At 57.0% G+C, this 22,368-nt stretch carries 16 protein-coding genes; 8 read left to right on the forward strand and 8 right to left on the reverse strand.

Annotated elements, in window-relative coordinates:
* The first annotated feature begins 36 nt into the window (after window positions 1-36).
* From PSR62_RS12125 to PSR62_RS12135, 3 genes are read left to right on the forward strand one after another with little or no spacing between them, the layout of a single operon-like run.
* The gene (locus tag PSR62_RS12125; protein WP_274407989.1) at window positions 37-600 is read left to right on the forward strand and encodes a hypothetical protein; all 564 of its coding nucleotides are present in this window, start codon (window positions 37-39) and stop codon (window positions 598-600) included.
* A 13-nt stretch (window positions 601-613) separates the two neighbouring features.
* Window positions 614-1,246, forward strand: coding sequence for a DsbA family oxidoreductase (locus PSR62_RS12130; RefSeq protein ID WP_274407990.1), 633 nt, complete (start codon window positions 614-616; stop codon window positions 1,244-1,246).
* Window positions 1,243-1,839 (forward strand): alpha-ketoglutarate-dependent dioxygenase AlkB family protein, encoded by a 597-nt coding sequence (locus PSR62_RS12135; RefSeq protein WP_274407991.1) that lies wholly within the window; start codon window positions 1,243-1,245, stop codon window positions 1,837-1,839. Before PSR62_RS12130 ends, PSR62_RS12135 begins: the two co-directional genes overlap by 4 nt.
* A 111-nt stretch (window positions 1,840-1,950) precedes the next feature.
* Here the strand turns inward: PSR62_RS12135 and PSR62_RS12140 are convergent, their stop codons facing one another.
* From PSR62_RS12140 to PSR62_RS12150, 3 genes are read right to left on the reverse strand one after another with little or no spacing between them, the layout of a single operon-like run.
* Window positions 1,951-2,643, reverse strand: a complete 693-nt coding sequence (locus PSR62_RS12140; RefSeq protein ID WP_274407992.1) for a phosphonatase-like hydrolase — start codon at window positions 2,641-2,643, stop codon at window positions 1,951-1,953.
* Window positions 2,636-3,817: a TIGR03364 family FAD-dependent oxidoreductase gene (locus PSR62_RS12145; protein ID WP_274407994.1), complete on the reverse strand. Its 1,182-nt coding sequence runs from the start codon at window positions 3,815-3,817 to the stop codon at window positions 2,636-2,638. The genes PSR62_RS12140 and PSR62_RS12145 overlap by 8 nt, the downstream gene beginning before the upstream one ends.
* A complete protein-coding gene (locus PSR62_RS12150; RefSeq protein ID WP_274407995.1) occupies window positions 3,807-5,354 on the reverse strand; it encodes a DUF5690 family protein in 1,548 nt (515 codons plus the stop codon). The genes PSR62_RS12145 and PSR62_RS12150 overlap by 11 nt, the downstream gene beginning before the upstream one ends.
* A gap of 311 nt (window positions 5,355-5,665) precedes the next feature.
* Between PSR62_RS12150 and PSR62_RS12155 the strand changes: the two genes are divergently transcribed.
* A complete protein-coding gene (locus tag PSR62_RS12155) occupies window positions 5,666-6,826 on the forward strand; it encodes a zinc-binding dehydrogenase (RefSeq protein WP_274407997.1) in 1,161 nt (386 codons plus the stop codon).
* 56 nt (window positions 6,827-6,882) lie between these two features.
* Here PSR62_RS12155 and PSR62_RS12160 read toward each other — a convergent pair whose 3' ends face one another.
* On the reverse strand, window positions 6,883-10,740 hold the full coding sequence (locus PSR62_RS12160; protein WP_274407998.1) for an FHA domain-containing protein: 3,858 nt from the start codon (window positions 10,738-10,740) through the stop codon (window positions 6,883-6,885).
* A gap of 851 nt (window positions 10,741-11,591) precedes the next feature.
* Between PSR62_RS12160 and PSR62_RS12165 the strand changes: the two genes are divergently transcribed.
* On the forward strand, window positions 11,592-12,014 hold the full coding sequence (locus PSR62_RS12165; RefSeq protein ID WP_274408000.1) for a TraR/DksA family transcriptional regulator: 423 nt from the start codon (window positions 11,592-11,594) through the stop codon (window positions 12,012-12,014).
* 185 nt (window positions 12,015-12,199) lie between these two features.
* On the forward strand, window positions 12,200-12,772 hold the full coding sequence (locus PSR62_RS12170; RefSeq protein WP_274408001.1) for an adenine phosphoribosyltransferase: 573 nt from the start codon (window positions 12,200-12,202) through the stop codon (window positions 12,770-12,772).
* Between the two features lie 58 nt (window positions 12,773-12,830).
* Here PSR62_RS12170 and PSR62_RS12175 read toward each other — a convergent pair whose 3' ends face one another.
* The 3 genes from PSR62_RS12175 to PSR62_RS12185 form a co-directional block, all read right to left on the reverse strand.
* Complete coding sequence (locus PSR62_RS12175) at window positions 12,831-13,724, reverse strand: glycosyltransferase family 2 protein (protein WP_274408002.1); 894 nt, start codon at window positions 13,722-13,724, stop codon at window positions 12,831-12,833.
* A gap of 225 nt (window positions 13,725-13,949) precedes the next feature.
* Window positions 13,950-15,962, reverse strand: coding sequence for a LamG-like jellyroll fold domain-containing protein (locus tag PSR62_RS12180; protein ID WP_274408003.1), 2,013 nt, complete (start codon window positions 15,960-15,962; stop codon window positions 13,950-13,952).
* 679 nt (window positions 15,963-16,641) lie between these two features.
* The gene (locus PSR62_RS12185; protein WP_274408004.1) at window positions 16,642-18,201 is read right to left on the reverse strand and encodes a glycosyl hydrolase; all 1,560 of its coding nucleotides are present in this window, start codon (window positions 18,199-18,201) and stop codon (window positions 16,642-16,644) included.
* Between the two features lie 430 nt (window positions 18,202-18,631).
* On the opposite strand from PSR62_RS12185, the gene PSR62_RS12190 reads away from it, so the two are divergent.
* Together PSR62_RS12190 and PSR62_RS12195 are read left to right on the forward strand one after the other, a co-directional pair.
* The gene (locus tag PSR62_RS12190) at window positions 18,632-19,828 is read left to right on the forward strand and encodes an LptF/LptG family permease (protein ID WP_274408005.1); all 1,197 of its coding nucleotides are present in this window, start codon (window positions 18,632-18,634) and stop codon (window positions 19,826-19,828) included.
* A gap of 116 nt (window positions 19,829-19,944) precedes the next feature.
* Window positions 19,945-20,811 carry a dienelactone hydrolase family protein gene (locus PSR62_RS12195; RefSeq protein WP_274408007.1) on the forward strand — a complete coding sequence of 289 codons (867 nt, stop codon included), beginning with the start codon at window positions 19,945-19,947 and terminating at the stop codon, window positions 20,809-20,811.
* A gap of 448 nt (window positions 20,812-21,259) precedes the next feature.
* Here PSR62_RS12195 and ylqF read toward each other — a convergent pair whose 3' ends face one another.
* Window positions 21,260-22,240, reverse strand: a complete 981-nt coding sequence (ylqF, locus tag PSR62_RS12200) for a ribosome biogenesis GTPase YlqF (RefSeq protein WP_274408008.1) — start codon at window positions 22,238-22,240, stop codon at window positions 21,260-21,262.
* Between the last annotated feature and the right edge of the window lie 128 nt (window positions 22,241-22,368).

A 22,368-nucleotide genomic window follows, 5' to 3' on the forward strand; every position in this document is an offset into this window, starting at 1 on the left:
ATCCTGCTCGTGGTCGCTCCGGTTAGAATCGTGGCAATGAAGAATCCCTTGGAACCGAAACGATTGGAAGTGTTCACCATTTCAAAGCTTCTGGCAGTCTCCGTCCTTTGTTTGCCGGTCATGCTGGGGATGACGAACTGCGTCACCGCGTGCGGCGATGACCCAGCATTCCGAATCACGACCAAGCACGATCGCGACAAGGTGAAGATCGCGGCTGAAGAGGACCGCGTCGTCATCGAAGTTCAAAGCCCGAAGGGAATCAGTCAGGCGGTTGTCGAACGCAGTGATGACCATTGGCCGGCCAGCGTGATGTTGCGGTTGCACCTGAAAGGGCTGGAGAGACTTCAAGTCATCAACGGCAAAAGGATGCTTGAAGCGAGCGTTTCGAGTCAGGATGGCAAACGGCGAATCAGCAAAGATGATTCGCCGCTGGATGCGAAGCATCCGTCCTGGATGGACATTCGTATGTTGGACAAGGATGGGGAACCCGTCAGAAGGATTCCGTTGAACGAAGGGTACTTCGAGATGCAACTTCCCAAGGCCTTGTTGGACGACAATCCAAAGTCGATCACGTTCAAGTGGATCGACTTCTATCGTTGAATCAGGAGCCACAATGAATGTTACCGTCGATGTGATTTCGGATGTCATCTGCCCCTGGTGCTACATCGGCAAGCGGCGGCTTGAAAAGGCGATTGCCGCGCTGGACGGCCAGCGTGAGGTGCTGGTTCGCTGGCATCCATTCCAGCTGAACCCGACGATGCCCCAAGAAGGCATTCCCCGCAAAGAATATCGCTCTCGGAAATTTGGCAGTTGGGAACGCTCCATGGAGCTGGATGCGGAACTCAAGGCCGTTGGCGAGTCCGAAGGGATTCATTTTGATTTCGAAAAAACAGAGCGGACGCCCAACACGGTGGATGCTCACCGACTGATTTGGTTTGCCGGTCAGCATGGCTGTCAGGACGCGGTCGTGGAGGGGCTGTTCCGGGCTTACTTCAGCGAAGGCAGGGACATTGGTGGTCAGCAAACGCTGAGGGAGGTGGCTGCGGAAGCCGGGCTGGATCGACAGCTCGTGGACGACATGCTCCACAGCGACGCGGGGCTGGACGTCATCGCTCAAGCTGGCGAAAGAGCTCAGCAGCATCAGGTCACTGGCGTTCCTTTCTTCATCGTCCAAAACAAAATCACTTTGTCGGGTGCTCAAGCCCCGAAGACGTTTCTTGATGCGTTTGGGCAGGTGCGGGCATGAAACGCATTCCCTCCAAAACAATGCAAACGATCTCACTGGCCGATGGAGGTGTTCTGCATTTCGACGAGTCCTTTCTGCCTTCCGAGTTGGCGGATCGTTACTTGGTTGCCATCAGGGATGAGTGCCATTGGGAGCAGAAGCCGGGGATCTTCGGACACAGGCAGCCTCGTTTGACGGCTTCCTACGGGGATGCCGGTGCGACCTATCGATACTCAGGAACAGTCAATGTCGCACTTCCGTGGACGCCGACGCTGCGGGAGATCAAGGAGAAGATCGAAGCGGTACAGGGCGAGTACAACTATTGCCTGCTCAACCGCTATCGATCAGGTCAGGACAGCATGGGGATGCACGCCGATGACGAACCGGAAATGGGAAGCGTGATCGGTTCCTTGTCGTTGGGAGCGACCCGGAACTTCCGGATCAAGCACAACCAAACAAAAGAAACGATGAGCTTCCCGGTTGGTCATGGCACGCTGATCATCATGGCAGGAACGATGCAGCGATTCTGGAAGCATGAAATCCCGAAGACCAAGAAACCGGTCGATGAGCGGATCAACCTGACTTACCGGCAGATTGGGGAGTCGGCTTTGTAATCAAAGGAGGTCGTGCGGCTTGGGGATGCCAATTTGTAGCGGGTTTCCACCTGTGCACGTCCCCCAACACGAAGTTTGGGGGGAGCACCTCGAGAAGGATACGCGTCCGTTTCAGCTGGAGAGTTGGCTGGTTTGGTCGACCAACTGGAGCAGTTCACGGAGGTGATGGATCACCGCCGTGGGATTGGATTGCAGCAATTCGGTTTCGGGTTGGGCACCGGTCGTGATGCCCAGGGCCATTCCGCAGTTGGCGTTCTGCCCTTCTTCAATGTCGATGCGTGAGTCACCCACTTTGACGACGGCGGACGCATCGGTGACTCGGGTCAGTGCCATGGCGAGATAGATCATGTCGGGGCCCGGACGCCCGGTTTCGACATCACTGGCAGTGACCAAGGCGTCGAAGTCCTGACCGATCCCCCAACCGATTTTGTGAACCAGTTTTTCGGCAGTCGAGCGATCGTAACCGGTGTTGAGGACGACTTTGATTCCGCGTGCATGAAGCTCGCGAAAGGTTTCCGATGCGCCCGGTTGTTCTGTGACATCGAGCGAGTCGTAGGCTTCGACGAGTCGACTTCGAAAGTCAGCAAATATCGACTGGACTTCGGTGTCGGGATGATCGTTGCCATCCAACGCCAAAACGTCCCGAATGGCTTGGGACTTTTCCTTTCCTGCGCCCGCCGATTGGACTTGTTCTTGGGTGAAGTTGTATCCGGCAGCGTTGATGGCCTGACGCACGGTTTTGTAGACGACATTGTTTTCGTCCACGGTGGTTCCGGCCATGTCAAAGACGACAAGTTCAATCATTGTAAAGCTCTGTGAGATGGTGACGTGTGAAGCCGGCGCTGCTGGTCATTCCTTTGCCGCCGATCCCCGTGGTGACATGCACGTTGGGGACGATCGTTTCCAAGTGAATGCCAGAGGACCGAGAGGTTTGGCTGTAGATTCCGTACCAAGAAGATTCAACGTCCCAGGATGGAAGGTCCATGATACGCTTTGCCTCCATCAGAATGGCGTCGTTGACGTCCGATCGGATGTCAAAATCGAGACGATCGGGTTGGTCGGCGGGGGTGTACTCGTGTGAGTCACCCAAGATGATGCTGCCATCGAGTTCTTGTTTGAACAAAATGTGCAGCCCCCATTGATTGGCGAAGGAGTCAGTGGATTCGTTGGCCTTGATCGCCTTCCACGAGGGACACTCGGAAAAGCTCTCATAGCGTCGGATCGATAACCCGGTGAGAATGTTACCCGGCAGAATCGATTGTGGTTGAGCGGCGAGTCTCAGCATTTGCAGTTTGCAAAGCTTCATTTCACTTTGTCGGAAATGATCCGGGAACAGGGTTTGGAATTCGCTTCCGCAGCAGACGATGACCTTGTTGGCGGTCAGGGTTTCACCAGTGGAGGTCTCGACGTGAATCAAGTCCGCACTCACTGGTGTGACTTGCTGAATCAGCGTCCCGAACCGAGATTCAAAGTGCGTTTGCCTGCGCAGGTGGTCATGCAAGTGATGGATCATTCGTCGCGGGTTGACCGAAACTTCGTCTGGGAAAAAGAGTCCACCGCGACAGTAGTCTGATCGGAGGTTGGGGTATTTGCTTTGGCATTGTGCAGCGGTGAACAATTCCGAACGATAGCCGGAGTGTTGATTGATCTGGTGCAGTTCTTCGATCAGCGTGGATTCTTCCTCGTCCGAAGCGATGTAGATGCTTCCGTTTTGGCGGACGGAAAGTTCGGTTTGTGATTGAAGTTCTCGGTAGATCCGCAGGCTTTCGCGTCCATGGATTTGCCAAGACAGATCGAGCCCAGAGGGGACGACTTGGCCAAAGTTGCGAGCGGTCGCGCCGTTGGGGCGGGAACTCCGTTCCACCAGGGTGACACGCAGTCCTCGCTGCAACGCGTGGTAGGCATAGAAGCTGCCGAGGACACCCGCGCCAACAATCAGCAGGTCGGAATGTCGATTGCCGGCGCGGTCAATGTTCATTGGGTCGTATGGTGTGCGAAGGGACGGTCATGTTTCCATTCGCCAGAACGGCGTCATGGTGGAGACGCGGGATTTTGGTTGTGTAATGAACGCAGAGGAAGAGGGTGATGGCGCTGGCCGACCCGGCAACGATCAGGGAGGTGTGATTCATCAAGGAAAGGAAGTTTTGGTCGGAGGTGATTGAATTGCGATAGAGCATCACGCCGATGTACCCGAGATAACCGAGGGCATCAGCCAAGTACATGAGATAACCAATGTTGCCGGTCTCTTTGAGGGCCGCGATCATGCGTTCAAACACGGTGGTGTGAAAGGCCACATACGGGATGTACATGCCAAACCCCAGCGTCACCATGAATGCCATCGGCGAAAGCTTCCCCAGAGCTTGCCCGGCCACCGAAGCCACCACGATCACAAATCCGGTCGCCAGGAGTCCGATCGAAGCAAGGAAGGCGGTGCGATTGTCGCGGATCAGACTGGTCAGTCCCGAGATGGCGATCACTCCGATCATCACCCAGAATTCGGAGCGTGCGAAAACGGTGGGTTCGTTCTGGACACCAAGTTCACTCCAGATTTCGATTGCGAAGTCATCTCGCAAACTACGAATGACTGTTAGCAGCACATAAATCGTCAGCAGACCGGTCAACCCCAAGGCATGACGTCGCCAAAAGGCACGTCGCTGTTGACCGTTCATCGGGGAACGTTTGGAACGCAATTGTTCATCGGCCAGCGACGGGGCCGGGATCTGCGAGAGCATCCAAACAAACAGAAACAGCGGCAACAGGAAGATCAGACCGGTGACGGCGGGCATCCAAAACGTGTCGACGTGATAGCTTTCGATCAAAGTGCGGCCGACGGATTTCACAAAACCCGATGACAGGATGAAGCTCGCACACAATCCGGCGGAGAGTGCTTCGGTGACGGCGCGTCCTTCTAAGAATCCAAGCACCAGTCCAAAGACCATTCCCAGCGGCAAGCCGTTGACGAACAGCCAGACAAAGTTCCAGGGAACCGGTGTGACTGCGAACAGGAACAGCGCGAGTTCTGCGACTGCAATCAAGGCAACGATTGAGATGGCCCGATAGCGTGGTGGCATTTCGGAGACCACCTTGATGCCAATGAATTTTGACAGGGTGTACCCGGCGACTTGCGCTGTGATCAGGATTGTTTTGAAACCCACACCGAACGCAAGCATGCCATCATAAGTGGCCGCAGTGAAGGGCTTGCGAAACGCATACATGCAGAAGTAGGTGCCAAAGGCCGCGATGATGCAGTAGATCGAAAAGGTGGTCGGGTTGGCTTGCGACAACCAGTGTGTGAGCGGGCCTGTCTTGAGAAAGCCTGCCTGAGACGCCAGGTCATCTTGTGTGATTGTTGCTTGCCCATTCAGGGAAGCATCCGTGGTCATGGCCATGAAGTCACACAAGGGAATGTGAAGATTGAAAGAAGCCGATGGGGGGCGACGGTCCAAAGCTGGACGCGACTTCGGGATGGTGCAACAATGTTTCAACACCGTCAACACGCAACGAGGATTCTTCATCTGATCCTCATCTTGTCGCGATTAGGGGACCAAGCTGACCTTGGTTGTGGCGGCACAACCATGCGATCAAACCGAATGTCGGTTTTCGAGAGTGGAGAAGTTTCGGATGACGCCCTGGTTGCCAACGTTCACTGATTTCGCGTTCGGCCTTGGGATGTCGGCCACCAGTCGATCGAAGGTTCGAATGACCGGACGCTGACTGTTTTTCGAGGGTGATCCGACGTTCGTTCGATCGAAAGGCGATCGCCTGTCTTTCGAACTTGAAAACGAACCTCGTTTGTTAATCCATCTGCCAAGGAAGCGGCAGTGTCATGACTAGTTCGTCTGGGACGACCATGAGTGAAATGAATTCAGAAGCCGACGTGCGACACGACGTGCAAAACATTGCGATGGAGTTTGACACCACGCAACGTCAGTTCGTGCGAGCCAAGAAGTCCCTCGAACCACTGGGTGAAGGACAGGTGCTTGTTCGTGTCCTCTGCTGCACTCTATGTGGCAGTGACCTGCACACCGTTTCAGGGCGGCGTTCAGGGCATCCGGGAGGAGTCCTGGGCCATGAAATCGTGGGGGAGGTGGTGGGATGGTGCAGTGAGATCACGCCGGAGGATTATCACGGGGTTCCGCTGCAGGTCGGGCAACGCGTCACTTGGGCCATGTCAGTGGGATGTGAACAATGTTTTTATTGCGACAATGAACTGAATCAGAAGTGCGATTCGCTCTTCAAGTACGGCCATGAAGCGAACGGCGGGCATCCCACCGGTGGGCTGAGCGAACACTGCGTGCTGGTCGCGGGAACACCGATTTTTTCGGTGCCTGCGGTTTTGAGCAACGAGGTGGTCGCACCGGTGAATTGTGCGACAGCGACGGTTTCGGCGGCGCTTCGGTTGGTGAGGCAGACCCATCCGGTCAACGGTGCAACCGTGCTGATTGTGGGCGCGGGCATGCTTGGGTTGACCGCGGCGGCACAATGCAGCGAAGCGGGAGCGGCGCGAATTGTGGTGGCGGATCCCAACGAAGAAAGAGCCAAGTTGGCTCTGGCGTTTGGGGCAACCGATGTGGTTGCTGGTGATTCCACTGAGGAGCGTCAGACAAGGTTGCTGGAAATCACCGCTGGTCGTGGAGTCGATCTGGCGATTGACTTTGCCGGGGTCACGACTGCCGTGGAGACTTGTCTGGAATCCGTGCGTCTGGGTGGATGCGTGATGTTGGTGGGGTCTGTGTTCCCGTCTGACCCTGTGGCTCTGTATCCCGAGCAAGTGGTTCGCCGGATGTTGACCCTCCGCGGGTTGCACAACTATTTGCCACGCGATCTCGACAGTGGTCTGCGGTTTTTAGAACGCAACCACAAACGGTTCCCCTTTGAGACCTTGGTGGGGAAGCGTTTTTCACTCGCCGATGTGGATCAAGCGTTCGAATTTGCAATGCAGCAGCGACCCGTGCGAGTCGCTGTGTATCCCTCCCCGAGCGATTGAGTGTCTGACGCAGTCGGCGTTCGTTTGCCGGGCAAACGGGTGCCCGTCAGACGAGCTCATTCCACGATTTCCGCGTCGACGGGTTCCGGCGGCGTGATCTTGCTCGGTTTGGTCGAGCGGTTGCGTGCGACGGACAATAGCGTCAAGCCTTCTTTCACGCAGATGACTGCGATCAAGAGCGCGGCCACTGCGGCGACAATCTTCAGCATGCCTTGGGCGACAAAGGCCACCGCGGCGATGCCGCAGATGATGGCCACAGCCGCTTGCATGAACTTGACCATCGCTTGCACACGAGAACTGTGCGTTTGTGACTTGGCACTTCGTTCGACAGCACTGCGAGCCGATTCGTTTGCCAGTTCTCGCATGGCGGAGAGATTGCTGTTGCGTTCGGGGGCCTGTGATCGAGGGATCAAGGGAGCATCCGGGTCGACCGGGGTGGTGGTCTCCGGTTCCGATTCGATGATTTCGGCAACGGGAAGCTGCGACACAACTGGTTTCGCGACTGTCTTCGCTGGTTTGGGCGTCTCCGGTTCGGAGTCGGTGCCGGACTGTTTCTGAACGCGTTGTAGGAGACGGTTCATGTAGGCTTCGATCGAGTCGTCATCAGGTTCATCGGAGTCCGATGCGACGACCGTTTCCGTTGTCGGCTCTTCGGTGCTTGGGAGCTCGATTCCGGCGGGTTCGATCTCAACTTCGGCGAGCGTCGATTCAAATTCTTCGGCGACGTCAAAGGACTCGTCCGACTCTGGTTGATCCCAGGAGTAGGCTTGTGTGCTGGGGGCTTCGAGTTCGGGTTGGTGCGGTTCCGCGACTTCACCCGTTTCTTCGAGGTTGGCGGGTTCGAGTTGGGCAACGTCCGAATCCAGTTTCGCTGCGTAATCGGTTTGGCCGTCCCACATTTGGGTGCCTGTATCCGCCATGTCGTCTTCGCGGCGAATCGGCTCTTCACTCTCGGGGGCACTCTTTTCCGCGTTCAGGTCGCGAATCAGTTGGTCAGCCAAACTGAGTGGTGACTGGTCGTCAGCGTCATCCACTTCGTCGGCTGAGTTGATCGAGGTGAACTCCGTCGTCGATGGTTCTTGGTCGGCGAAGGAGCGGTCCAGATCAACGGTTGCCCAAGGGTTCTCGGGTTGCGATTCCGCATCGAGATCGAAGCCCATGGTGGCCGCATTTAATTCGGCTTCCACTTCTTGAACCATCGAGTTTGATTCGGCGTCCGTCTCAAATGCGTTCTCGGAGGCCGGTTCTTCCTCCGTCCATTCCTGTGAAAGGCGAGCTTCGCGAATTTGATCGGCTTCAGCCTGGGCGGCAGCCGTGAATTCAGCAGCGAATTGTTGGACGCCGGCATCTTCGCTGGAATCTTCCACTTCGGTCCAAGGATCCGCGGAAGCGTCGGCGTCCAATTCTGGATCAGTGGCTACGGTTGCGTTTTCGTTGCGGATCTCATTGTCGTGACTTGCGTCCACCAAGTCGCTGGTTTCGTTGGTCGAACGAAACGCTTCTTGAATTGGTTCGTTGGCGAGCCTGTCTTCGGGCAACAACAGTGATTCGGATGCTTCGGGCCACCCGGGCGACGAGGAAACGTCGGACATCGGTTCTGGCGTTTCAAGCCCGAGGGGATCTGCGATCGAAACGCTTGACTCGACGTCGTCCAGGCCCTTGGCTTGAGCGCTGTCGTAGGTCGGCCATGCATCCTCGTCGGATTCTTGTTCGACGGTCTCTTCGGCGATCGGGGTGCTCCAGCTGGCGGCCTTTTCTTCGGCCTCTTGCAGCAGTCGATCTGTTTCGGAGTCGTGGACCACGCTCAGGGCTTCGTCGATCAGTTCGTCGGACCCCGTGGCGTCAGCGGTCGACAATGATCCTGCGAATTCCTGGTCCGGTTCACTGGCGATGTGAAGTCCCACGGCGTCCGCGGTTGGCGCGGACGCATCAAGTTTCGCAGCAACGTCGCTCGTTTCGGGCAGCGTCGGTTCGTCGTCCTGAGCGATGGAAGATGCAGGAACCTCTTCCAACGATTCGACATCTTCGGTCGAAGTTGCTGTGGCAGACAGCAGCCCCAGGCGGAAGTTGGAGCTTGCTTCCTGCGGTTCGTCAGCGGATTTTCCACTGATCAGTTGGCGAGTTTCCTCTTCGAGTCGTTCGATTTGGTCGAGCGTGTCGTCATGGTCCCGATTGGACCGGTCGAACAACTGACGAGTCTCTGAAACTTCACGTTCGGCACGCAGACGTTGTTTTTCAGACGACTTGTACTTGGCTTTGAACTCGTCGCGTTGCTCTTCCGTGACCAGCAACGTTTCGCGAAGTTTATCGTTGTCTTCGCGGAGTTGAGCGAGTTGTTGTTCGGCCTGTGCAAGGCTGATCGTCAACTCATCCACGCCGTTGCGCAGCGCGTCCATCTCGTCGCTCCACGACGTCCGGTCGGTGTCGTGGCGATCCTCGGATTCACGAACCCGTGCCTCGAGTTCACCGATGGTCGTGCGAGCGTGCTGGCAATCACGACGCAATGCCTCGGCTTCCTTGCGAGCGTCGGAGATTTCGATCTGAAGACTTTCGATCTCTTGTCGAAGGGATTCCTCGGTCTTCAGCAGGTCATCGCAACGTTTCTGGCTTTCATTGACCTTGGCATCGCTGCTGGCCTTTTGATCGAGTGCCTCGTCGCGTTCTTGGTTGGCTCGTTCACGTTGGGCAATGGCTTCATCACGTGCGGCTGACAGCTCTTTGCATTGGCGAGCGTGTTCTTCGACGCGTTCCAATCCCATCGACTGCAACGATTCTTGTTGTTCCCCGAGGGCGAGCAACTGCTCATTGAGGGAAGCAAACTTCGTGCGCATTTGGGTGACCGCTTCCGCGGCGGCATCGGCTTGGCTTTGCGATGCTTTCAATTGCTGACGAGTTTCAGCGAGTCGTCGTTCGCTGTCGCGTTCCCGCTCGAAAAGGGATTCTTTTTCCTGCAGCAGTTCTTCGATTTGGGTTCGGTATTGCTCGTCGCGACCCTGCAAACGCTGCTGTTGCGTGTGCCATTCTTCGCGTTGCGTTTCCAGCTGTTGTTGTTGCGTGGCAAGCTGGTTTTGACGTTCGGTCAGTTCGCGATGGCGAACTTGGAATTCAGCGTGCAGTTCAACGGCGGCGGTTTCTTGAGAACGAATTTCGTCCTCGCGTTCCCGCAACGCTCGGAATTGGGAATCGAGCTGGTCGGATTGCCGTTGCAATTCTTCTTGTCGTTCACGCACCCATTGGTCGTGTTGTTCCGCTTCTTCTTTGAGTTTGTGCCAACGCGCGGCTTCCTTTTGGAATTCAACGTTGGAATCAAACATCGAGGCTGGTGTGCCGGATGCCAGACGCGGCACCGATTCTGCGAATCGGTGCGCCGTGGGTTTGCTGGCCTCAGCCAACTTGGCTTGCACCAGTTCAAATTCATAGTTGCCAAGGCCGAGCACGTCGCCTTGTTGCAAAATCCCTTCGGTGACCCGAACGTTGTTGATCAGCAAGGGGATCGAGTAGGCGCGAATGAGGATGCGCTGCGCATCTCGAATCAGGACCGCATGAAGCGGACGCAGAGTTGGATCATCCAAGCGGATTGAGCAGCCGACTCCGTTGCCGAGCGTGTAGCGGGCTCCGGCGAGTCGCAATCGTCGCGTGGGATGATCTTTGCATCGCACTCGAAACTCGATTGCGCCTTCTTGATTCCACATCGTGCCGTGGTCGCCCAGCGATTTGCGGTGCGTTGGATCGGGTGCAGGTCTGCCAGTGGATTGGGTGTCGGAAGACAACGCCTGACGTGGCTGGTTCATCCAACTCGTCGCGGTTCCTTCGCCAGTGGCGCGATTCGACACCTCCGAACGAGCGGGAGCCGCAAAGGCTGTGACGGAGTCGGATTCGGTGTGTGTTGGTGTGTTCGAGGAGTCAGTTGCCACCACGGAGTTCCTTCTCACGGGAATGCTTTCTTGAGAACGGCAAAGTGTCACGAAAACGATTGCTGCGGACCTGTATGGGGAGGGTCCGGTCGAGCTTCGGTTGACTTTGTGTCCGTTCAAGCGGTTCGGAGTAACCACTTGTTCCTGTTAATTCGGTTGAACCGACCAGGGGCATGAAGGCATTTGGTCCGTTTTGGCAAACTTTACGGCTTCCGGGTGACTTTGCAGGGGGGAAAGTAGGCTCTTCCGACGGAAGGGTGCGCCCGAGGTTTTCAAGGCATGCACCGATGTCCGAATGTTCAATGATGGACGGCGTCCGTGTTGAAAACACCCCACTGGCATGGCGAGCATGCCGGTGGGCCGCGAAGCACCTTCGGCGCATCGGAGACCAAGCGATTCCTTGGCAAGTTGCTCCTCAGCAGAGCTTGCTTCCGCTTCACTTGGCAACTCAATTCGAACGCCTCGAAATGGTCCGTTCAAACTTCGGGCATCGGAGAAATCCCTCCAAAAACCTGAAGTCAGGGGACCGCGCACGCTTCCGTCGGATGAGCCGGAAAGTATTGGCCCAGGACACATTTGAAAGCGGGGGGGTCCCCGCTTACGAGGGGTTTGGCAGCCAGGGTTTCCTTGCAACCGGAAATTCTTCTCTGTTGGCGCCCTGAAAACCCGGAAAAGGTCCCTTTGAGGGGAGGGAAGGCTTTTCCTCGATCTACCCTAATGAAACCGGGGTTTGACTCGGTGTGCAGCCAGGAACGCTCCATTTGAGTGAACTTGAATGGCTCGGCGTGCGTCACAGTCAGTGCCGTTGTTGGGTCGGTTCCGGTCACTTTGCCAGCCAAAGAGGTGAATGAATGTCTCGCGATGAAACACTGAAAAAGCTTCGGGTCACGTTGCTCCGGCGTCGGGACGCGCTTCGACGGGCTTTGGAGGGCGATCTCAGCCTGTTGCAGGAGCTTCACAACCAGAAGACCGGCGACGCTCTCGATGCCGCTGCTGATACGGTCCAGGACGAACTGAACAGTCAGTTGGTGGAGGTCGAAAGTCGTGAATTGCTAGCAATCGAAGAAGCGATTGCGCGGTTTGAGGAAGGTCGATTTGGTGAATGTGAAGATTGCGGGAAACCCATTCCGTTGAATCGTCTCCGCGCCATTCCGTACGCGATGGATTGCATCAACTGCCGTCGTGCAGCGGAGCGAGAGGGGAATTCCGGTGTGGTTGCGCCGACGGAATGGAATCGCATTTTTGACACACCGGAAGTCGATCCCGCGGTCTGATCCGATTCAGTCTGGCCCCAGCAAGCTCAGCGGAGGCCGATTCGGTGAAACTTGCTTTTGAACCGGGCGGCGATTGGTTGCCCGGTGTGAGACGTGCGTGTTGATTCGTTAGGATGCGGCAAACAGGTTGATCAATATTGTGTGATCAGCTGGACTTTGTTTCTCAACGAAAATCGTATCAGCACATGGATCTGCGTCATCACGTTCGTGACATCCCGGATTATCCCAAACCCGGCATTCTTTTTCGGGACATCACTCCCCTGCTCGCCCATCCGGACGCGCTCACTGCGGCGGTCGATGAGATGGCGAAGCCATTTCTTGACCAAAAGATCGACGTGGTCGCGGCTGCCGAAGCGCGAGGATTCATCTTCGGAACGCCGTTGGCAATGCGGCTCAATGCGGGTTTTGTGCCGATCCGAAAACCGGGCAAGCTGCCGTTCGATTTGCACTCGTTTGCGTACGAACTGGAGTACGGCACCGACGAGTTGCAAATTCACGTGGATGGAATCAAGCCCGGTCAACGGGTGTTGATTGTGGATGACTTGTTGGCCACCGGTGGAACGGTGGAAGCCTGTTTGCGTCTGCTGGAAAAGTGCGACGCAGAGATTGTCGGTTGCTCGTTCTTGATCCATCTGGTCGCCTTGGGAGGCGAAGCACGTTTGTCGCCGTACCACATTCACAGTGTGTTGGAATACGGTGGCGATGATGCGGAGGATGAACTCAGCATCCAAAACCGCCCCCCGGGACCGAGTGTTTGAGGGGAAGTGGAAAGGGCCACAGGGCCACAGGCCTCAGGCTCAGGGACGCCGCAGCGGTTCATTTGCCGTTGCGGTGAGCGATCAAGCTGCGCAGAGTGGTCATCGCGGTTCGAGCGTTCCGGGAGTATTCAGGGGCTCTTAGATCAGCGTTGTAATGCGTGGGCACTTCCATGATCGTCAACGCTGACTTGGCAACTTTGGCGGTGATCTCGGCGTCGATTCCCGGTCCGGTTTCTGTCAACGGCAAGGAACGAATCAAATCGCCCAAGAAGACTTTGTGGCCGGTTTCGAGATCCGAAAGATGCAGTCCGGTGGTCAGGTTGCTGCAGGAGGTCAGGCAGCGGTTGACGATCCGGCACATGCGGTTGCCCAGTCCACCACGCAAGTTGTTTTGGTGCGATCCGCCGCGGCGCATGGAACGTGAGCCATAAACGACATCGGCCTGTTCTTCGAGAATGGGCCAGATCGCGCCGAGCAGATCGGCTGGGTCGTAGGCCATGTCCGCGTCTTGAATGGCAACGACGTGACCACGGGTGTGACGCAGAGCCATGCGGATGGTGGAACCACGGCCATGATGCCGCAGTCGTCGTAGGATTGTGCGGTTGGGCCGTTGGGGCAGTCCTCGCAGGTAATGCCAACTTCCGTCCACGCTGCCGTCGTCGACCAGGATGGTTTCCGTTGCCGGAGGCATGACTTCCGCGATGCGGTCAATCACTTCAGGAATGAATTCCCGGCAATTGTGAATGGGAACGATGACCGAGACATCGATTTGTTTGACCGGCGAAGCGCCGCTGGCAATTTGGTTCGCTTCCGCGATGAGTCCGAGTGTGTCATCGATCCGCTGAAGGATCTCATCCGGGTTGATCGCATCATCCCGGGTGGTCAGCGCTTGATCGAGATCTTCCGGTGCCGCCAGGTACTTCTCGACACTTGGTTGGAAAGTGGTCGTCATAGGTTGTCGCTTTGAAGTTGCCGTGTGAATCGCTGTGGAATAGCGATCGGGGCACATCGCCACGGAAACTATGGGCAACGAATCTTCGTCGAGCGGACTCGACTGAGATTTTCGATTGAGAGGACCTTCCCTTTGGCACATCCTGTTTCGGATTGCAACGATTGCAGCAATCGAGGACAGCGGGCCACATCGAAGACGTGGCCCGCGTCACAACTTTTCAGCAAATCAAGGAGCGATGAACTTGGAGTTGGGCCCCAGCGTTCCCATTCCTGCGGCAGGACTGTGATCGAGCACATAGGGTCCCAGGGTTCGGTCCAGGTGCAGCAGCAATCGAGTTTCGGCGGTGGGTTGCAGACGGCGAGATGGTTCGAAGTCGTCCGTGTAAACGGCACCGGTCGTGATTCGAACTTCGTCGATCTTGCCCAGGAACGGTCGTGTCGGTTGTCCGGCATTGTCCGTGTCGGCTCCCACAAACAATGGGTAAGTGTTGGTCTTGCGTGTGCCTTTGGCAGCGACCGACGCGATTTGTTTGCCGCCCACATAGATCCGTACATTTTCGCCATCGAACACGCCAGCCACGTGAGTCCACTCGTTCACGGCAAGTTTGTCTTGGGCTTCGGCGGAGTAGTACTTGCCGTCCAGGTTGACGTCGAATTGGGGCACACCCTCATCCGAAAAAATCGCGAATTCGCTTCTTTCTGTTTTCGCGACCGCGCCTCGGATGCCCTCATTTTGGCTGGGGTTCAGCCAAGCTTCCAGCGTGAAGGGGCCATCGGGCAACGCGAGTGCGTCGGATTCGACGCGAATCGCGGAACGTTCGCCGGTCACTTCCAGGCATTGGTTGTTCTGGCCACTGAAGTAGTCCGCGGGCACGGCAGCCAACTGCAATCGGACAGGCGTTGAAACGCTGGGCAGTTCAATGCGAGTGGTTTCGCCGATGAAGACGCGATCCAGTTCGATGCGAGGGATCGTCCAAGTCGCGGTGTTGTCAGCGATTCGTCGAAGCTTGATCGTGAACGTTTCGCTGGTACCCGCAGCCAATGTCAGGTGGTCATGATCCAGTGTGCTGAGCCAATCTCGAGAGGCGGACCCGATCGATGCGGTCACCTCCATGTCGCGTGGCGAAGGGTTCTTGATCGTCACCGTGACTTGGCCGGCCGCTGATCCATCGGTGTTCAAGAGCAAATCGCTTTCGGTGATCACCGGACGAACTTTGCGAGCTTGATTGATCTCCTCGAGAAATTCAGGTGTGAATTCCTTGGGATCCATCACCGCGCCAACTGGCAACGAAGCAACTGAGATGTCATCGGGGCGAACGGTGACCACGTTCAAGTGATGCAGGAAACCAGCACCGGGAATATCGGCGGAGAGGTTGCCGCCGGTCGTCGCCAGCGTGTAGTACTCGATGCCATCTTTGAGGCCGTCGTATCGCATGTGGTGGATGTGGCCAGCGAACACGGCGGAAACGTTGCCGGCACCCTTCATCATGTCGTGGACGGTGTCCCAGTTCGAACCGGTGTAGCCACCACCGATCCAACGAGGGTGGTGCAGGAAGACAAACACGTGGTCCAGATCCTGATGCTGTTTCAAGGCGGCGGAGAGAAACTCGAGCTGCTCGTCACTCATGCGTTGAAGCTTGCCAACATTGAATGCCTTTTTGTTGGTGACGGGATCTCCTTCGTCGCTGTAGAGAACGACAAAGCCCGCGTTCTTATGACGGAAGGTGTACCAAAGCGGGCCGAAGTGTTCTTCGTAATTCGAATCGTGCTGCCCCTGGGGTGCAGGGCCATTGCCACGCCAGTACACGTCGTGGTTGCCCGCCACTGGGAACCACCGCACATCGAGTTGGTTCATGATCTCCTTGTACTCGGCCATCTGCCGCATCCATTCGGGTTTCTCGTTGTACCCTTGGATCAAGTCGCCCACCGTCATCACCAAGTCGGGCGACAACAGGTTGGTGTCTTGGACGGCTTGTTCGAGCACCTTCAGTCCGGCGGGCACGCCACCGGTGCGGTCGCCGTAGACGACGAACTGAAACGCGTCTTCTTCGATGGCGAGCGGCAGGACCTGCGCACTCTCTCGAGTCGTGTAGAAGCTGTCGTTGGTTGGAGGGGCGTGCGTGTGGCCTTCGTCGCCATCATGAGCGGACGACGTGGCTGGCAGGCCAGCGGCGGAAACGAGGCACAAAAGCCCCGCCGCGAGCGACTGGTTCAGGCGGGATGTGAAGTGGGTGGGCATGATTCAATTCATGGAAGGAGGGACGCGGTAGCCAAGGCGTAAACCTACGCAATCCAGAGTTTAGCCCAAGTGGCCCTACCGTGAATTTTGAGCGAAGAACTGGAGGGTGACACTACTTGAGTTCCCCACCCTGGGGAGGGCGAGTTGCTTCGTGCTTTCGACTCCCCTCGGAGATCAAAAACAGAGCCCAGGGTGCCACCTGGATTCGAAACGGCGGGAATAGTGGGGGCATGCTGAATCACGAGGTGCAACAACTGTCGTCGCTCCGCCACTGGTTGTGTGGGGCCGGGGGATCGAACAACCGCGGAGCGGTGACATCGGTCAGTCTCGGGGCTTTGATCCGAGGTTTTGGTTGCATACCCATGCCGGGAAAGCCGCGGAGCGGCGACAGATGGCGAGCGATGAGTGGTGGATTGCAAATTGCAAAATGCAAATCTCAAAATCGGAGCTGGCGTGGGGATGTGGTGCGGTGCCTCGCTCACGCGTCGGGCTTTCCATTCGACGGGCTTGGAAGCCCATCGTACGGCGAGCACGAGCACGAGCACGAGCACGAGCACGAGCACGAGAAGCTAGAAGCTAGAAGCTAGAAGCTAGAAGCTAGAAGCTAGAAGCTAGAAGCTAGAAGCTAGAAGCCGCAGGCCACGTCACGCTTCGGGATAGGAAGCGCGCGAAACGAGGGTCAGCCGTTGGCGAGATGTTCATCCGATTGGATGGGTGGGAAGAAGCGTTCGACCGTCAGGTGAGACACCCGCAGGTTGCCACTTTCCAGGTTGAAGCCAACGGCACCTTGGGTGAACGTTTGGTCGGCCAGGGAGAGCAGCACGTGGCCGCCGACGGACACCTCGATGTAGCTGCCGTAGGCAATCAGTTGCAGTTCGACTTCGCCTCGGACTTCTCGCTCCCAGTAACCGGCTTGCAGGCTTTGGAACTGCATCGTTTCTTCGCCCGAGCCGTCTGGGCCACTGCCCCAGGCACGCAGTTGAGCGACCCCTTTGAACAGGTCCAGCGACAGGTAGTACCCATCATGCGTTTCGCGATCGAGTCGAAAGGCAACGCCGCACTTGCCTTCGTCCAGCATCTTCAGCTGGCAGCGCAATCGAAAGCAGCTGAGGTTCTCGTCCAAGACAAAGCACTGAAATCCAGACTCGCAATCCAAGTCAAACGAATTGTCTTTGGAAGTTCGTGCGGACTGGCAAGCGACCGCTTTGATGGGGGAGAGTTGCTCGACCTGGATTGAACGATCGACCAGGGAGTCAAAGCCTTCGAAGGTGTGGACTTCCAATTGGCCGTTTGGCAATCTTGAGATGCGTTTGGGCGGTGGCATCAAATTGCCTGTTTGCCGATCATCGCCGCCGGGGGTGAAGAAGCTCCAGAGCAAAACGCCATGGTCATCCATTGTGATTCGGCCGGCGTAGTTGCCGGTGGCCAGCAGCACGTTGTCGGCGTAGGTCCGCCATGGCTTGCCAATTTTTTCCGTGTGCCAATACCGAATTTTTGCATCTTCTCGCATGCTGCCGACGAGGTAGTAGTCGCCGTTGATCTTGAACAGGTTGGGCACCTCGATGTCGTCATAGAGACCGGGATGATGAAGCGGAGGTCGTTGTTGGAAGTGATTTGGTTCCACTTCTTCCATGACCGCCACACAGCCGCGGCGAACGATTGGGCCGTGGTTGACCCGGCCTGCCGCCAGCAACCAACCGCGTCCGTTTTCGTGGTAGTAGAACGGGTCTCGCCAGGAAACCCAGTTGCGAGCTTCATCGACCTCCGATTCATAGTGCTGGCGATCGGGGCTGAGCGGGAAGCAACTCTGCATGTCTTGCTTGAACGGAGGCTGGGGCGGCCGACCGGGCAGATCGTAGGGCAAGGCGGATCGCCGGTCTTTCCAAGCGACAGGGGCCTTGGTCCAGCAATACAGGTCATCGCTTTCTGCCATCCCGAGTCGCTGTTTCGCGCCGTGGTCACGACGTGAAAGTCCGGTGTAGAACATTCGCCACGATCCCGGCCGATGCGGGTTGGGGCTGACATGCATTGTCCACAGCATCGAATCGTCCCAGCCGCCGGGATCGCCGATGAACAAGGCGTTCTCGACACGTCGCCACGAGAAGCAGTTGTCGCTGACGGCGTGTGCGATGAAGTCGTGGTTGGGAAGGACGAGATGAAAGAGATGGTAGATGCCATCGTGGTAAAGGACATCGACGTCACCGAGCGTCTTGCGGGTGCCGGCTGTTTCTGAATACATGCAGATCGAAGGTGAGAAGGACGGGGCGGTCAGGGGGAGCGGTGAAACTTGCGAGCCAGATTGTGGGTGATTGCAGGATTGAGATCGACCTGAAATTTGCAACTGATTCTGCTTGGAACGAATTCTGCTTGAAACGGGGGACAACTTGAAGCCCGCCCCAGGGGGCAATTCGACGCTCGCAGTGGATTGGTCGGAAACGATGCAGAGCGGCGGAGAGGAATCATGTGAAACGAGCAGATCCGATCGTGTTTCACGTTTCGGAGGAGGCGATTTGCGAGCGATTTCTGGAGGGACGAAGCTGATCCGTGGGGGTTGAGAGGCGGATGGGGAGGGGATGGAGGATGGTCAGAGCTGATCTGTCAGCGGCGGCGTCGTTTTGCTACTTCTGACGTTTGAAAGAGTACGCTTCCGCCGACTTGATTCAGAACCAGTGATTCCAACCCGTCTGACTCGCACGATTCTCTTCGAGATCCTCCGGATCTTTATCGTTGCGCTGTTCGTGTTGACGACCCTGATTCTGCTGATTGCGGTGGGACGCGAATTGATTCGGAAAGGTTTGGGACCGATGGCGGTCCTGCAACTGCTGCCTTTCGCGATCCCGATTTCACTGCAGCACGCGGTCCCGGCAACGGCATTGTTTTCGGTTTGCTGCGTTTATGGACGGATGGCCGCAGATGGAGAGATCTCGACGGTCAAAGCGTCGGGGATCTCACCACTGAGATTGCTGCAGCCGGCGATTGTGTTCGCCGCGTTGCTCAGCCCGGTCGCGGTTTACTGCAGTGACATGGCGGTTTCCTGGGGAAAGCCCGGCGTCAAGCGAGTCGTGCTGCTCTCGATCGAAGACATCGCCTATCGGTTGTTGGAATCGGACCACTCTTACACCTCGGATCATGGTTTCTCGATCCATGTCCGCGAGATTGTGGATCGCCGGATGATTTCGCCGCGTGTCACCGTGCGTGGCAAAGGGGACGATGCGTTCACCGTGACCGCCAGTGAAGGTCAGTTGATGATGGACGAAGAGACACAGTCACTCGTTCTGAAGCTGGTCGACAGTGAAATGATTCGTGGCAAGGCTCTGCAGGGATTCATTCCTGGGGAGCATCGTTTCGAAATTCCTTTGGGCAACGCGTTGGAAGAAGATGACATTTCAACGCGAAGTCCCAGTGAGTTGCCGTTGCGGTTGATACGAAATGAACGCCTTCGGCAACGAGAACGCACGCACGCGAAAATTGGGGAGTTGGCTGCGTTCACCGGTTTTTCTTTGCTGACCTCACGACCCTCTGAAATAGGTGGTGAAAAATCGGCGTCGATTCAGTCGAGCCTGCACGCCAGTCGCCATCGTTTGACTCGTTTGCAGACGGAGCCCTGGCGACGGTGGGCGGAAGGGTTCACCTGTTTCTTCTTTGTGCTGGTGGGAGCCCCGCTCGCTATCCTTGCCAAGACCAGTGACTACTGGACGACGTTCGGGATGTGTTTCCTGCCAACGATTCTGGTTTATTACCCGCTCTATTTGCTGGGGTTGGACCAGGCCAAGGCGGGTGACATGCCGCCGTATGGGGTTTGGATCGGCAACGTGGTGTTGTCCGGTGTCGGCATGATCTTGGTCGCTCGTGTGCGGCGGTATTGAAAGTCGTCTCAACCTGGAACGGTTCGTCGCATGTTCTGTTCGTTGGGGTGGGTTTGGATTTACAATCGCAGGTGTTGTTTGATGTTCAGACCCACTGCACCTGTTGAGGAATTTCCATGCTGTTCCGACGTTGTGAAGCCCGTCCCCCTCGTGTCTCGTGTTCGGCGTTGTTGTTCGCTGGAGTTCTGATTGCCGGTTCGACTTGGTCGGCGTCGGTCGCCAACGCGGAAGTGCAGACACAAACGATTGTTTACAACGACGGCGATGTGGTGCTGGAAGGATTCCTGGCGTTCGACACCAAGGTGCGTCCCGCGGGAACGCAGCCTGACGCGGGCAAACCCGGTGTGTTGGTGGTCCATCAGTGGATGGGGCTGACGGATTACGAACGTCGGCGTTGCCGTCAGTTGGCCGAGCTGGGCTACATCGCCTTTGCACTGGACATCTATGGTCGTGGCGATCGGCCGAAAGACACGACCGAGGCGGCTGAGTTCGCGGGCAAGTACAAAAGCGATCGAGAGCTTTACCGCCGTCGCCTGAATCTGGGGTTGGACCAACTTCGCCAAGCGGACAACGTTGCCACGGATCAGTTGGCTGCGATTGGGTACTGCTTTGGTGGAACGGGCGCGATCGAGCTGGCTCGCAGCGGCGCGGACGTCCAGGGCATCGTCAGTTTCCATGGAGGGTTGGATTCACCGACCCCGGAAGACGGCGGCAACATCCGAGCGAAAATTTTGGTCTGCCACGGCGCGGACGACCCGTTTGTTCCGGAGGCGGAGATCGAAGCCATGATCGCCGAGTTCAACGAACATGACGTCGATTGGCAGATGAACGTCTATGCCCACGCGGTCCACTCGTTCACCCAGCCGATGGCTGGCAACGACAACAGCAAAGGCGCGGCCTACAACGAGAAGGCTGACTTGCGATCGTGGGACGCCATGCGGGTGTTCTTCCATGAACTGTTTGCCGCCAACCCGGCTGAGTGAAATGTGCCGTCGCCGAGTCAAGCAGGTCGGCAGGAGTCGTTTGTTTGGCAAACGTCAGTGCTCCCGCGTACAACTGGGGCTAACGCGGGCTGTCAAAAGGTTGGTATTGACACGGAAAATGCGACGTTGATTTTTATTCTGTTCTACGCCCCAACGGGGCAGCTCTAAGATAGCCCCAGGCATCGCCTGGGGTTTCGTTACGGAGATTCCGACACCAGCCCCAACGGGGCGGCCCTAAGAAAGACTCCCCAAAACCCGCTAGGACCGCCCCCGTTGGGGCTTTGTAATCTTGGTCCCGCCACAACCCAGGGCGTTGCCCTGGGCTGGCATAGGGCTGCCCCGTTGGGGCGAAGTCGAGGAACGAAACCTGCGCAGGCCAAAGCGGTGTCAATACCAACCTTTTGACAGCCCAGGCTAACGCTGGGCTGCGAAATCTTTGCTATTGACGCTACTGTCGCCGTTCTCGCCGTGAGGCGTCCATTTCGCGTGACTTGCGTTGAGCCTTTTGCTTGGCCTTGAATCGCTTCTTGCGTTTTTCGTCTTTCAAGCGAGCGGCTTCTTCCGCTTCGGCCACCAGCTTTTCCGTGAGGATGCGTTCTCGCTGCATCGTCGCAGGGGTCTCCAGCGTGAGCTGGCCCAAGCCGCCCGTTCGATACTCTTGGATCAAGATGCGTGAGGCACGCTCCAGATCGACTCGGTTGCTCCGGCCGAGGCAACCTCGCCGGCGCCCGATGTCTTCGATCACTTCCATTTCGGTCGCCGCGATCGATTCCAGGTCAAAACGTTTGGCCAGGCGATCCGGGTATTGGTCCATCAGGTATCGGACCGCGAAAAAGCCCACGTCGGTGTAGTCCATCGCAGTGTCTTTGATCGAACCGATCAGCGCCAACCGATAGCCACTGCTGACGTTGTGGACTTTCGGCCAGAGCATGCCGGGGGTGTCCCACAAAATCACACCGTCGCCGATGTCGACTTTTTGTTGGTGCTGCGTGACGGCAGGTGTGTTGCCAGTTTTGGCAACTTTTCGACCCGCCAAAAAGTTGATGATCGTTGATTTGCCAACGTTGGGAATGCCCATCACCATCGCATTGATCAGGCGTCCTTTGCGGTGGGGGCACATCCCGATCAAGGCGGATTTCAATCGCCGAATGGTGGGCACATCGTCGGTGGTGACCGCGCGAGCTTTGGTGGAGCTGGAACTGTTCAGTGCGTCCAGCCACTCCTCGGTGAGACGTGGGTCGGCCAGGTCCGATTTGGTGAGCACCTTCAAACTGGCTTTGTCGCCGCGAAATTCGGCCAGCATTGGGTTTTCGCTCGAATAGGGAATCCGAGCGTCGATGATCTCCATCACCACGTCGACCTTGGGCAAAGCGGCTTGGATTTCCAGCCGAGCCTTGTGCATGTGGCCGGGGAACCATTGGATCGACATGATCAGCGTGTTTGGTGAGCGGGTTGGAGGAACGGCTGGCCAGGCGTGTCGAACGAGTCGAATCAGCCCTGCAGCTCATTTCCGAGAAGGATGCCCCTCCAGTGTCACACACTGGGGGGAATTTTTCT

The sequence above is a fragment of the Rhodopirellula sp. P2 genome, from assembly GCF_028768465.1.
In the GTDB taxonomy this organism is placed as follows: domain Bacteria; phylum Planctomycetota; class Planctomycetia; order Pirellulales; family Pirellulaceae; genus Rhodopirellula.